This window comes from Streptomyces sp. NPDC051738 (genome assembly GCF_044453205.1).
Lineage (GTDB): Bacteria > Actinomycetota > Actinomycetes > Streptomycetales > Streptomycetaceae > Streptomyces.
Window position 1 is genome coordinate 172583 of sequence record NZ_JBITCM010000019.1, and the last position, 14507, is coordinate 187089.

A 14507-nucleotide genomic window follows, 5' to 3' on the forward strand; every position below is an offset into this window, starting at 1 on the left:
AGAGACCGGTGGGGAGATACGACCGGTTCAGCGGTCGGTGGGTCGTCCGATCTCGCTGTCGATGAAGGCGATGAGGTCCTCGGCGCTCGCGGCGCCGATGCGCTCGCGTACGTCGTCGTCCGCGCCCTGCCGTTCGCCGCCGTCGTCGGTGATCCGGGCGAGCAGGGCGCGCAGCCGGGCGGCGGTGCCGGTCCGGACGGCCGGGTCGAGGCCGTCCGCGGCGAGCGCGTCGGCCAGGGCGGAGTCCAGGCGGTCGAGTTCGGTGTGCAGGGCGGCTGCGGGTGGTGTGTGGCCTCGGCCGAGGCGCTCGGCGAGGTGCTCGGCGACGGCCAGCGGGGTGGGGTGGTCGAAGACGAGGGTGGCGGGCATGCGCAGCCCGGTGACGGCGGCGAGCCGGTTGCGCATCTCCACGGAGGTCAGGGAGTCGAAGCCGAGCCGGGAGAACTCCTCCTCGGCGCCGATCTGTTCGGGCGTGTCGTGGCCGAGCACGCTCGCGGCCTCGGCGCGCACCAGGTCGGTGAGGTGCCGGGTGCGGTCCTGCGGGCGCAGTCCGTCGAGGCGGGCGGTGAGTTCGGCGACGCGGTTGCGCCCGGCGGCGGTGCGGCGTCCGCCGATCAGGCCGCGCAGGACCGGCGGCACCGGTCCGGCGAAGGGCAGCGCGGCGCCGGCGCGGGCGGCCGTGCGCATCAGGACGGGCCGTGCGTCGTCGCGGGCGGTGGCGGCGTCGAACAGGGCGAGGCCCAGTTCGGGGTCGAGGGGCGGGGTGCCGGAGCGGTTCATGCGCCGGATGTGGTCCTCGCTCAGTCCGCCGGTCATGCCGGAGGCCTGCGCCCAGGGGCCCCAGGCCAGCGAGTGGCCGGGCCGTCCGGTGGTCGCGCGGTGCTGGGCGAGGGCGTCGAGGAAGGCGTTGGCGGCGGCGTAGTTGGCCTGACCGGGGCTGCCGACGACGCCGGCGGTGGAGGAGTAGGTGACGAACGCGTCGAGGTCCAGGTCGAGGGTGGCCCGGTGCAGGTGCCAGGCGGCGTCGGCCTTGGGCCGCAGGACGGCGTCGAAGCGGTCCGGGGTCAGGGCGTCCAGGACACCGTCGTCGAGGACGCCGGCGGTGTGGACGACGGCCGTCAGCGGGTGCTCGGCCGGGATGCCGGAGACGAGGGCGGCCACGTCGTCCGGGTCGCCGACGTCGGCGGCGGCCAGGGTGACCCGGGCCCCCTGCGCTTCGAGTTCGTCGCGCAGTTCCGCGGCGCCGGGGGCGTCGGGGCCGCGTCGGCCGACGAGCAGCAGGTGCCGTGTGCCGTGGGTGGTGACCAGGTGCCGGGCGAGGATGCGGGCCAGGCCACCGGTGCCGCCGGTGATCAGGACGGTGCCGTCGGGGCGCCAGCGGGCCGGGCCGGCGCCGGGTGTGGCGGCGGCGTCGGGTGTGGCGGCGGCGTCGGGCACGCGGGCGAGCCGTGCCACGCGCACGCGTCCCTCGCGCACCATGAACTGCTCCTCGTCCGTGTCCGGCAGAGCGGGCAGCACGGCCGTCGAGGACGCGCCGCCGTCGACGTCGACGAGGAGGAACCGGCCGGGGTGCTCCATCTGCGCGGACCGCACCAGGCCCCAGACCGCCGCGGCGCCCGGGTCGGTGACCTCCGCGCCGTGCGGTGCGACCGCGCCCCGGGTGATGAACACCATGCGGGTGCGGGCGAACCGGTCCTCGGCGAGGAACTCCTGCATCAGCGTCAGCGCGCGGTGCGTCAGCTCGCGAACCGCTCGGGCCGCGTCGTCGGGGCGGCCCGCGAGCGGTACGACGATCATCCGTACCGGCGCCCCGTCACCGTCTCGCAGTTCGGCTAGGGACTTCACTGGTTCTGCGAGCGAACCGAGGGCGAGGGCCAGGTCGGTGCCCTCGGGCCCGAGGACGTACCAGGGAACTGGGTCGGCGAGGGCGGCCGGGACGGGCCGCTCCTCCCAGTCCAGGCGGAACAGGGAGGTGCGCAGGTCGGGTCCGGCGGCGGGGGCGTCGGCCCGGCGCTCCGCGGGCCGCAGGGTGACGGCTCGGGCGGTGAGGACGGGTGCGCCGGAAGGGTCGGCGGCGACGAGGTCGCGGATGTCGCCGCTGCCGGTCAGCCGTATCCGCAGCTCGGTGGCGGACACAGCGTGCAGGGACACCTCACGCCACTGGGCGTCGAGCAGCCGCTCGGGCTCAGCGTCGTCGGCCCCGGCGACGATGTGCGCGGCGTGCAGGGCGGCGTCGAGGAGTACCGGGTGCAGTCCGAACCCGACGTGTTCGCCGGCCTCCTTGGGCAGGGCTACCTCGGCGTACAGGTGGTCGCCGTGCCGCCAGGCGGCGCGCAGGGCGCGGGCGGCGGGGCCGTGCTCGATTCCGGCGTCGGCGAGCCGGTCGTACAGGCCGTCGACGGCGAGTTCGGTGGCGTCGGGCGGGGGCCACTGGCCCGCGGCGAACCGGGTGGAGTCGAGGGCCGGTGGCTCGGGGGTCAGCCGGCCCTGGGCGTGCTCGGTCCAGGCGGCGTCCGGCTCGTGGGCGGGCCGGGTGTGGCACCACACGGGTCGGCCGCCGTCGTCGCCGGGGGCGCCGATACGGAGCTGGAGTTGGAGCGCGCCCTGGTCGGGCACGGTCACCGGCTCGGTGAGGGCCAGGTCGGCGACGTGCGGCGTGTCGAGGCGGTCTCCCGCGCGTACGGCGGCCTCCACGAGGGCGGCGCCGGGCAGCCGGACCGCGCCGTCCACGGCGCTACCGTCGAGCCAGGGGTGCAGGGTGCGCGAGAGGGTGCCGGTGAGCACCAGTTCCCCGGCTCCGGCGACCGGCAGTGCGGCGCCGAGCAGGGGGTGGTCGGTGGCGGCGAGCCCGAGTCCGGTGGCGTCGGCCGAGCGCAGGGAAGCGGTGGGCCACAGCCGGCGCCGTTGGAAGGGATAGGTCGGCAGTTCGGTCAGGCGCCGGGCGCCCGTACCGGCGTACAGGGCGGTCCAGTCGACGGTGACGCCCTCGACGTGCAGGGCGGCGAGCGCGGTCACCGCCGACGCCTCCTCGGGGCGGTCGCGGCGCAGCACCGGTACGGCGACGGCGGCCTCGGGCGCCAGGTCGGCGACGAGGGAGGTGAGTCCGCCGTCCGGGCCGATCTCCACGAACGCGTCGGCGCCCTGGCCCGCGAGTGTGCCGACGGCGTCGGCGAAGCGGACGGTCTCGCGCAGGTGCCGTACCCAGTACTCGGGCGAGGCGAGCTCGTCGCCGGCCGGGGCGCCGGTCACCGCGGACACGAAGGGGATGTGGGGCCGTTGGTGGGTCAGGGTGGCGGCGACCGACCGGAACTCGTCGAGCATCGGGGCCATCAGCGGGGAGTGGAAGGCGTGGGACACCTCCAGCCGACGGGTACGGCGGTCGCCGAGCCGGGCGAGGACGGCCTCTACCGCGGGCTCGGCGCCGGACAGCACCAGCGCGGAGGGGCCGTTGACGGCAGCGACGGCCACCTCGCCGGTGAGCAGGGGCCGTACCTCGTCCTCGGTCGCGGCGACGGCCACCATGACGCCGCCGGACGGCAGTTCACCCATCAGCCGGGCCCGGGCGCTGATCAGGGCGCAGGCGTCGTCCAGGGTCAGGACGCCCGCGACGTGGGCGGCGGCGATCTCGCCCACCGAGTGCCCGGTGACGTATTCCGGCGTGACGCCCAGGGACGTCACGAGCCGGTGCAGGGCGACCTGGAGGGCGAACAGCGCGGGCTGCGCGTTCTCGGTGCGGCTCAGCTCCTCGGCGTCCTCGCCCCAGACGATGTCCCGCAGGCCGGGCGGGAGATGGGCGAGCACCTCGTCGAAGGCGTCGGCGAAGACCGGGAAGCGGTCGTACAACTCGCGCCCCATGCCCGGCCGTTGGGTACCCTGCCCGGAGAACACCAGGGCCGGGGTGCGTTCGGCGGCTGTGCCTCGGACGGTCTCGCCGTCGGCGAGGAGCACCGCGCGGTGGGCGAAGTGCGAGCGGGAGGCGAGGGAGCGGCCCACGTCACGCGGGTCGCGGCCGCGGGCCCAGTCGGTCAGCGCGGCGAGATGGGCGTCCAGGGCCTCTTCGGTGCGGGCGGACACCGGCCACGGGGTGACTGTGGGTGCCAGAGCGGGAGGCTCCGCCTCGGCCTCGGGCGCGCCCTCCAGGACGACGTGCGCGTTCGTGCCGCTGATCCCGAACGCGGAGACGGCGATGCGCGGCGGCCTGCCCGTCTCGGGCCACTCGGTGGTGTCCTGGAGCAGGGACAGGGCGCCGGAGGACCAGTCGATACGGCTGGAGGGCGTGTCGGCGCGGAGGGTGCGCGGCAGTCGGCCGTGGCGCAGGGCGAGCACGGACTTGATGACGCCGGCGACTCCGGCGGCGGCCTGGGTGTGACCGATGTTGGTCTTCACCGACCCGAGCAGCAGCGGCCGTTCACGGTCCCGGCCGTAGGTGGCGAGCAGGGCCTGGGCCTCGATCGGGTCGCCGAGCCGGGTCCCGGTGCCGTGCGCCTCGACGGCGTCCACGTCGGCGGGGGTGAGTCGGGCACTGGCGAGGGCCTGGCGGATGACGCGCTGCTGGGAGGGGCCGTTGGGGGCGCTGAGCCCGTTGGAGGCACCGTCCTGGTTGACCGCCGACCCCCGCATCACGGCGAGGACCTCGTGCCCCTTGCGCACGGCGTCCGACAGGCGTTCCACGACGAGCATGCCGATGCCCTCGGACCACACGGTGCCGTCGGCGTCGTCGGAGAACGCCTTGCAGTGGCCGTCCTCCGCCAGACCGCCCTGGATGCTGAAGCCGACGAAGCTGACCGAGGTGGTCATCAGGGTGACGCCGCCGGCCAGGGCGAGTTCGCACTCGCCGTTGCGCAGCGCCTGCCCGGCGAGGTGCAGGGAGACGAGGGAGGAGGAGCAGGCGGTGTCGACGGTCAGGGCCGGGCCCTCCAGGCCGAACACATAGGCCAGCCGGCCGGAGATCACGCTGGCGGCGAGGCCGGTGCCGAGGTGGCCGCCGATGTCCTCACGGGCGCGGGTGGCGAGATGGACGTAGTCCTGGCCGTTGGTGCCGACGAAGACGCCGGTGCGGCTGCCGCGCAGGGCGTCGGGGTCGAGTCCGGCGCGTTCGAACGCCTCCCACGATGTCTCGAGGAGCAGACGCTGCTGCGGGTCCATCGCGAGCGCCTCGCGGGGGCTGATACCGAAGAAGGCCGGATCGAAGTCGGCGGCGTCGTAGAGGAATCCGCCGCGGGTGGTGGCGCTGCTGCCGGGGCCGGCGCCGTGCAGCGTGTCGAGGTCCCAGCCGCGGTCGTCCGGGAAGGGGCCGGTGCCGTCGCGGCCGTCGAGCATCAGCTCCCAGAACTCCTCGGGGGTGCTGACGTCTCCGGGGAAGCGGCAGGCCATGCCGACGATGGCCAGCGGCTCGTCCTGGGCCGGGCGCGCGGCCGGTTCGGCGGGCCTGTCGGCGGCCCCTTCGCCGAGCAGTTCGGCCAGCAGGTGGGTGGCGAGCCGGCGCGGGCTCGGGTAGTCGTAGACCAGCGTGGCGGGCAACTGGAGTCCGGTGGCGGCGGACAGGCGTCTGCCGAGTTCCACGGCGGTGAGCGAGTCCATGCCCAGCCGGCCGAACTCGTGGTCGGGGTCGATCTCGTCGCGGTCCCGGTGGCCGAGCACGACGGCCGTGTCGGCGCGCACCAGCCCCAGGAGGTGCCGCTCGCGCTCCTGCGGGCCGAGGGCGGCGAGCCCGTTGCTGGAAGCGGGGGCGGGTTCGGTACGGGGTTCGGGCGCGGCGACGGGGCCGCCGTCGGGCCAGTACCGCTGCCGCTGGAAGGGGTATGTCGGCAGCTCCACGCGGCGTGCCCCGGTGCCGACGCCGAGGGCGCGCCAGTCGACGGGGACACCGGCGACGTGCAGCGTGGCGAGCGCGCCGACGACGGTCTCCGCCTCGCCCCGGTCTCGGCGCAGCATCGGGGCGGCGACGGTGTCCCGGGGGCCGCCGGCCAGGATGAGGCCGCTGAGCACGCCCGCCGGGCCGACCTCCAGGAAGGCCCCGGCACCGGCCGCGCGCAGGGTGTCCACCGCGTCGGCGAACCGCACGGTCTCCCGGGCGTGCCGCACCCAGTACTCCACCGAGCACAGCTCCTCGGGCCCGGCGATACGGCCGGTGAGGGCCGACGCCACGGTGATCCGGGGCGCGCGGAACTCCAGTCCGGCCAGAGCCTGCCGGAAATCGTCCAGCATGGGCTCCATGAGCGGGGAGTGGAAGGCGTGGCTCACGGCAAGGCGCGTGTGCCGCCGCTCGCCGAGGGCCGCCACGACGGCGGTCACCTCGTCTTCGGCGCCGGAGACGACGACCGCGGTGGGGCCGTTGACCGCCGCGAGGGACACGCCGTCGGTGAGCAGCGGCCGCACCTCGTCCTCGGTCGCCTCGACCGCGACCATGACGCCGCCGGGCGGCAGCGCCGCCATCAGCCGGCCCCGGGCCGCGACCAGCGCGCAGGCATCCGTGAGGGAGAGGATCCCTGCCACGTGGGCGGCGGCCACCTCACCGACGGAGTGGCCGGTGACGTGGGCGGCGGTGACGCCCCACGACTCCAGCAGCCGGAACAGCGCCACCTCTACGGCGAACACCGCGCACTGCGCGTGGTCCGTGCGGTTGAGCAGCGCCTCGTCGGTACCCCACATCGCGTCCCGGACCGCGGTGTCGAAATGGCCGAGGGCCTCGTCGAGGGCGGTGGCGAACTCCGGGAAACGGCCGTGCAGTTCGCGGCCCATGCCGAGGCGCTGGCTGCCCTGGCCGGGGAACACTACGGCGAGGGGGCGGTCGGCGGCCAGGCCGCGCGCGAGTTCGGTGGTGCCGTCGGGGTGCAGCACGGCGCGGTGTTCGAGGGCGGCGCGGCCGCCCAGGGTCCAGGCCACGTCGCGGGCGTCGAGCCCGTCGGCGGCCGACCGGATCCGCTCGATCTGGGCGTCGAGGGCGGCCTCGGTACGGGCGGAGATCACCCACGGCAGCAGGGCGGTGGCCGTCGTACGGTCCGGCTCCGGTGCGGTGGGCGGCTGTTCGAGGAGGACGTGCGCGTTGGTGCCGCTGATGCCGAACGAGGACACACCGGCCCGGCGCGGGCGGCCGTCGTCCGGCCAGGGGAGGTTCTCGGTGAGCAGCCGCACGGCGCCGCTCGACCAGTCGACGTGCCGGGACGGCGGGTCGGCGTGCAGGGTGCGGGGCAGGACGCCGTGCCGCATCGCCATCACGGTCTTGATGAGTCCGGCGGCGCCCGCTGCGGCCTGGGTGTGGCCGAGGTTGGACTTCACCGAGCCGAGCAGCAGCGGCCGTTCGCGGCCTTGGCCGTAGGTGGCGAGCAGGGCCTGCGCCTCGATCGGGTCGCCGAGAGCGGTCCCGGTGCCGTGCGCCTCCACGGCGTCCACGTCGGCCGGGGTGAGCCCGGCGCCCGCGAGGGCCTGGCGGATGACCTGCTGCTGGGAGGGGCCGTTGGGCGCGGTGAGGCCGTTGGAGGCACCGTCGGAGTTGACGGCCGAGCCCCGCACGACGGCCAGCACCTCGTGCCCGTTGCGTACGGCGTCCGACAGCCGCTCCACGACGAGGACGGCGACGCCCTCGGACCAGCCGGTGCCGTCGGCGCCGTCACCGAAAGCCTTGCAGCGGCCGTCCGTGGCGAGGCCACCCATGCGGGAGAACCCGGCGAAGCCCACCGGGGTGGACATGACGGTGACCGCTCCGACGAGGGCGAGAGAGCACTCGCCGCCGCGCAGCGCCTGCCCGGCGAGGTGCAGGGCGACGAGCGACGACGAGCAGGCGGTGTCGACGGTCAGGGCCGGGCCCTCCAGCCCGAACACATAGGCCAGCCGGCCCGAGGCGACGCTGGTGTTGAGGCCGGTGGTGGCGTGGGCCTCGACGTCGACGGAGGACTGCATGACGAGGGTGCCGTAGTCCTGGCCGCTGAGGCCGACGAAGACGCCGGTGCGGCTGCCGCGCAGGCTGTGCGGGTCGAGGTCGGCCCGTTCGAGGGCTTCCCAGGCGGTCTCCAGCAGCAGCCGCTGCTGCGGGTCCGTCGCCACGGCCTCGCGCGGTGAGATCTCGAAGAACGCGGCGTCGAACTCGCTCGCGCCGCACAGGAATCCGCCGGCCACTCCGTCTGCCGAGGCGACGCCGGTGTGCTTCTCCCAGCCCCGGTCGTCGGGCATGCCGGAGATGGCGTCGCCGCCCGCCGCGACGAACTCCCACAGCTGTTCGGGCGAGGTGATGCCGCCGGGGTAGCGGCAGGCCATGCCGACGACGGCGAGGGGTTCGTCCGTGACGTCGGTGCCGGACGCGATCGGCGTCGCGGGGGCGTCGCCGACGACGCCCTCCTCGACGAGTTCGCCGAGCAGGTGGACCGCGAGACGGCGCGGTGTGGGGTAGTCGAAGACCAGCGTGGCGGGCAGTTGGAGGCCGGTGGCGCCGGCCAGGCGGTTGCGCAGTTCGATCGCGGTCAGCGAGTCCACGCCGAGCCTGCGGAACTCGTGGTCGGCGTCGACCGCCTCGCTCGTGCCGTGGCCAAGGACGCCCGCGGCCTCGGCCCGCACCAGTTCGACGAGGTGCCGGCGCCGCTCGTCGGCGGGCAGGGCCGCGAGCCGGTCGACGAGCGCACCGCGCGTCACGGCCGCGCCGCCCGCGGTGCGCCGTCCAGGCCGCACCAGGCCCCGCAGCAGCGCGGGCACGGCGACGGACGGGGGCAGGGGCGCGCCGCCGACGGGCAGCGGCGCGAGGGCGGCCGCGTCGGTGGCGAGCGCGGCGTCGAACAGGGCCAGGCCCTGTTCGGCCGTCAGCGGCGGCAGCCCGAGCGCCGAGGTGCGCCGCAGGTCACGCTCGGTCAGGTCGGCGGTCATGCCGCCGCCGTCCTGCGCCCAGCCGGGCCAGCGCAGCGACAGCGCGGGCAGCCCGTGGGCCTCGCGGTGCTCGGCGAGCGCGTCGAGGAAGGCGTTGGCGGCGGCGTAGTTGGCCTGGCCGGGGCTGCCCATCAGGCCGGCGGTGGACGAGTAGAGCACGAACGCGGCGAGGTCCAGGTCGCGCGTCTGCTCGTGCAGCTGCCAGGCCACGTCGGCCTTCGGCCGCAGCACGATATCGAGCCGGTCCGGGGTGAGGGCGTCCAGCACGCCGTCATCGAGGACGCCCGCCGTGTGGACGACAGCCGTCAGCGGGTGCCCGTCCGGGACGGCGTCCAGCAGGGCACGGACGGCGCCGGGCGCGGTGAGGTCGCAGGCGACGACCGCCACCTCGGCTCGCTGCTCCGTGAGTTCCTCGCGCAGTTCGCGGGCGCCGGGCGCGTCGGGTCCGCGGCGACCGGCGAGCAGGAGATGCCGTACGCCGTGGCGGGCGACGAGGTGGCGGGCAATGAGGCTGCCAAGGCCGCCAGTACCGCCGGTGATCAGGACCGTGCCGTCGGGGTCCAGGGCGGGCGGCAGGGTGAGCGCGAGTTTGCCGGTGTGCCGGGCGAGGCTCATGAAACGGAACGCCTCGGCGGCCCGCCGCACGTCCCAGGTGCTCACCGGCAGGGGCCGCAGGGCACCGTCGGCGAACAGCGCGCCGAGCGCGGTCAGCATCCGCCGGATACCGTCGGGCTCCACCCAGCCCAGGTCGAAGGGCTCGTAGCGGATGCCGTCGGGAAGGGTGTCCGCGTCGCGCAGATCGGTCTTGCCCATCTCCAGGAACCGGCCGCCCGGCCCGAGCAGTCGCAGCGAGGCGTCGACGAACTCGCCGGACAGCGCGTTGAGTACGACATGGAAGCCGTCCCCTGCCACACCCGCGAACCGGTCCGCGAAGCCGGTGTCGCGTGAGGAGGCGATGTGGTCGTCCGCCACGCCGAGTTCGCGCAGGACGGGCCACTTCGGCTCACTGGCGGTGGCGAACACCTCCGCGCCGAGGTGCCGGGCGAGCTGGATCGCCGCCATGCCGACGCCACCCGCGCCCGCGTGCACGAGGACCTTCTCGCCGGGGCGCAGTCCGGCGAGTTCGACGAGCGCCCGATAGGCGGTGAGGAACACCAGCGGCACCGAACCGGCCGTCTCCCAGGCCCAGCCGGCCGGTACGGCGGTCAACTGCCGCTCGTCCACGACGACGGTCGGCGCGAAGCCCCCGGCGACCATGCCCATGACCCGGTCGCCCGGCCGCCACAGCCCGGCCTCGGGCCCCGTCTCGACGACCACGCCCGCCGCCTCGGACCCCAGCGGACCGGCCTCGCCGGGATACATGCCGAGCGCGCTGAGCACGTCCCGGAAGTTGATGCCGGCCGCCCGCACCGCGAGCCGCACCTGACGTCCCGTCAACTCCGTTCGCTCGCAGGGCGTCAGCGCGAGCCCGTCCAGGCTCCCCCGCTCGGTCACGTCCAGCCGCCACGGCCCGCTCACGGGCGGGACGAGTGCGGCGCCGGCCCCGCGGGCCAGCCGTCCGACCCGCAGTTCCCCGTCGCGCAGGACGGCCTGCGGTTCGTCGTCGTCGAACAGGGCGGGCACGGTCGCCAGCAGCGCGGCGGAGGCCTCGTCGGTGTCCACCAGCAAGAGACGGCCGGGGTTCTCGGCCTGGGCGGACCGGACGAGTCCCCATACGGCGGCGGCGCCCAGGTCGGTCACGTCCTCGGCACCGGTCGCGGCGACAGCGCCGCGCGTCACCACCAGCAGGCGGGAGCGGCGGAATCGGTCGTCGGCGAGGAAGTCCTGCAGCAGGTCGAGCACTTGGCGGGTGGCGGCGCGGGCCGCCTCGGCGCCGTCGCCGGGCCCGGTGACGGACACGACGAGGTGGCGCGGTGCCCGCTCACCCGGCAGCGCGTCCAGCATCGGCACGTGTACGGCGCTGTCCAGATGGTCCGCGAGTCCGAACGGGTCCTCGCCGACCAGGGCCCAGGTGCCCGCCACGGCGGTCGGCACCCGGTGGGTCTGCCACTCCATCCGGAACAGCGATCCGGCCGGATCGGGCAGGGCGGCCGTAGCCGCGTCATCGGGCGCGGCCCGCAGCGTGAGCCCCGCGACCGACACGACGGGTGCCCCGTGCGCGTCGGCGGCGTCGACCACCACGGTGTCCGGTCCCGTACGCAGCAGCCGGGCCCGCAACAGTCCGGCTCCGGAGGCATGCAGCGTCACGTCACGCCACTCGAACGGCAGCAGGCGCTCGGCGTCGTGGTCCAGGGCGGCCGCGTGCAGTACGGAGTCCAGCAGGCCGGGATGGACGCCGTACTCGCCCGTGTCGCGGACCGAGGCGTCCAGGGCGATCTCCGCGAACAGTTCCTCGCCGCGCCGCCACAGGGCGCGCAGCCCGCGGAAGGCGGGGCCGTACACCAGTCCGGAGGCGGCGTAGCGGTCGTAGCGGTCCGTGATGTCGACGGGCCGGGCGTCGCGCGGCGGCCACTCGACGGCGTCGAACCGCGCCGGTTCGGCGGCGTCGGGGGCGAGCCGTCCGGTGGCGTGCAGGGTCCACGGTGCCTCGGGACGGTCGGCGGGGCGGGCATGGAACCACAGCTCGCGGCGTCCGTCCGCGTCCGGTCCGCCGACCTTCAGCTGTACCTGTACGGCGCCCTCCTCGGGCAGCACGAGCGGTACCGCGAGGGTCAGTTCGGCGACGCGGGCGCAGCCGACCTGGTCGCCGGCGCGGACGGCCAGTTCCAGGAAGCCGGTCCCGGGGAAGAAGATCATGCCGCCGACGCGGTGGTCGGCCAGCCAGGGCTGTACGGCGGTGGAGAGCACGCCGGTGAGCACGAGGTCGTCGGAGCCCGCCACCACCATCGCGGCACCGAGCAGGGGGTGCCCGACCGCTTCCAGTCCCGCGCCGGACACCTCCAGGGCGCGGGCGCCGCCGGCCGGCCAGTACCGCTCACGCTGGAAGGCGTACGTCGGCAGGTCCACGCGGCGGGCGCCGGTGCCGGCGAAGAACGCGGCCCAGTCGACGGCGACACCGTGCACGTGCAGACCGGCGAGGCCGGTGACAAGCGCGGGCTCCTCGGGCCGGTCCCGGCGCAACAGCGGCCGCACCACGGCCCGTTCGGGCAGGCAGGCGCGCGCGGCGGCGGACAGTACGGCGTCCGGGCCGACCTCCAGGAACGCGGTGGCCCCGGCCTCCGCCAGGGCCGTCACACCGTCGGCGAAGCGCACGGTCTCGCGGACGTGCCGTACCCAGTACTCCGCCGAGCACAGCTCGTCCGGCTCGGCGATCCGGCCGGTCAGCCCCGACACCACCGCGAGCTGGGGGGCGTTCCAGGTCAGTCCCGCGGCGACCTCGCGGAAGTCGTCGAGGATCGGGTCCATCAGCGGCGAGTGGAAGGCGTGGCTCACCGGGAGGCGGGTGTGCCGCCGCTCCCCCAGCGCCGTGAGCAGGCGCTCCACATCCTCGTCGGAGCCCGAGAGCACGAGGGCCCGCGGCCCGTTGACGGCGGCCACCGCCACGCCGGGCCTCAGCAGCGGCCGTACCTCGTCCTCGCTCGCCTCGACGGCAACCATCACGCCGCCCGGAGGGAGGGCCGCCATCAGCCGGCCGCGCGCCTCCACCAGTGCGGACGCGTCCTCGAGGGACAGCACCCCCGCCACATGCGCTGCGGCGATCTCGCCGACCGAGTGCCCGGCGACGAACTCGGCGCGCACGCCCCAGGACTCCAGCAGCCGGTACAGCGCGACCTCTACGGCGAACAGCGCGGCCTGCGTGTGGTCCGTACGGTTGAGCAGCGCCTCGTCCGTGCCCCACATCACTTCGCGCAGTCCGGACTCGAAGCAGGCCAGCGCCTCGTCCAGGGCGGCGGCGAACACCGGGAAACCTTCGTGCAGTTCACGGCCCATGCCGAGCCGCTGGCTGCCCTGTCCGGAGAACAGCAGGGCGAGCTTGGGCCGGCCGGTGACGGTACCGCTGATCGTGCCCGGTCCGGTGGGGTCGGCGGGGAAGGAAGCGCTGTCGTCCGCGTCGGCGACGACGGCGGTGCGGTGGTCGAGGGCGGCGCGGGTGACGGCGAGGGAGTAGGCGACGTCACGGGGACGCAGGTCGCCGTCGGCCAGGTGGGCGCGCAGCCGTTCGGCCTGGTCGCGCAGGGCGGCCGGGGTGGCGGCGGACAGCAGCCAGGGCAGCGCGCCCGGGACACGGGCGGGCGCTGTCGGCTCGGGTTCGGGGGCGGGCGGGGCCTGTTCGAGGATGACGTGGGTGTTGGTGCCGGTCACGCCGAAGGAGGAGACGCCGGCGCGGCGCGGGCGCCCGGTGTCGGGCCAGGACTGCTGGGTGCCGAGGACCCGCACCGCGCCGGACGTCCAGTCGACGAGGCGGGTGGGGGTGTCGGCGTGCAGGGTGCGGGGGGTGATTCCGTGCCGGATCGCCATGACCGTCTTGATGACGCCGGCGACACCGGAGGCGGCCTGCGCATGGCCGAAGTTGGACTTCACGGAGCCGAGCAGCAGGGGCCGTTCACGGTCCTGGCCGTAGGTGGCGAGCAGGCTCTGCGCCTCGATGGGGTCACCGAGCGGGGTGCCGGTGCCGTGTGCCTCGACGACGTCGATGTCGGCGGGAGTGAGACGGGCGGCGGCCAGGGCTGCGCGGATGACGCGTTGCTGGGAGGGGCCGTTGGGCGCGGTGAAGCCGTTGGAGGCGCCGTCCTGGTTGACGGCGGAGCCCCGCACGACGGCGAGGATCTCGCGGCCGTGCCGTTCGGCGTCGGAGAGCCGCTCCAGCAGCAGCACTCCGGCGCCCTCGGCCCACCCGGTGCCGTCGGCGCCGTCCCCGAAGGCCTTGCAGCGGCCGTCCCGGGCGAGCCCGCCCTGCCGGCTGAACTCGACGAGCGGTCCCGGCGTCGCCATCACGTTGACACCGCCGGCCAGGGCCAGGGCGCTCTCCCCGCCGCGCAGCGACTGGCAGGCCAGATGCAGGGCGACCAGGGACGAGGAACACGCCGTGTCGACGGTGAGCGCGGGACCTTCCAGGCCCAGCGTGTAGGAGAGCCGTCCGGACAGGGCGCCCGCCCCGATGCCGCTGCCGACCTCGCCGTCGGCGTCGGCCAGGGAACGCAGCACGAGATGGGCGTAGTCCTGGCCGTTGGTGCCCATGAAGACGCCGGTGCGGCTCCCGCGCAGGAGCGTGGCATCGAGGGCGGCGCGCTCGATCGCCTCCCAGGAGATCTCCAGCAGGAGTCGCTGCTGGGGGTCCATGCGCTGTGCCTCGCGCGGGGAGATGCCGAAGAACGCGGCGTCGAAGTCGGCGACCCCGTCGAGGAAGCCGCCGCGTGTGCTGAGTTCGTGCCCGTGCTCGTCGACTCCGGCGGTGCGCAGCGTGGTGAGGTCCCAGCCGCGGTCGGCGGGCAGCGCGGACACCGCGTCGGTGCCGTCGGCGACGAGTCGCCACAGGTCCTCCGGGGAGCGCACGCCGCCCGGGTAGCGGCAGCCGATGCCGATGACGGCGATCGGCTCCGCGGCGGCGGCGACCAGCTGCCTGTTCTTCCTTCGCAGGCGGTCGACGTCCTTCATGGCGGCCCGCAGGGCGTGGACGACCTGTTCGCTGGGCGTCGTGGTCATGGCTGGCTCCG

At 75.4% G+C, this 14507-nt stretch carries 1 protein-coding gene; it reads right to left on the reverse strand.

From position 1 onward, the window contains the following. Window positions 1–27: 27 nt before the first annotated feature. Complete coding sequence (locus tag ACIA8X_RS35710) at window positions 28–14496, reverse strand: SDR family NAD(P)-dependent oxidoreductase (protein ID WP_399460039.1); 14469 nt, start codon at window positions 14494–14496, stop codon at window positions 28–30. Window positions 14497–14507: the final 11 nt, after the last annotated feature.

Bases quoted from the DNA above. Each gene is read 5' to 3' on its own strand.
- ACIA8X_RS35710 (WP_399460039.1), bottom strand. From the start codon at position 14,496: ATGACCACGACGCCCAGCGAACAGGTCGTCCACGCCCTGCGGGCCGCC.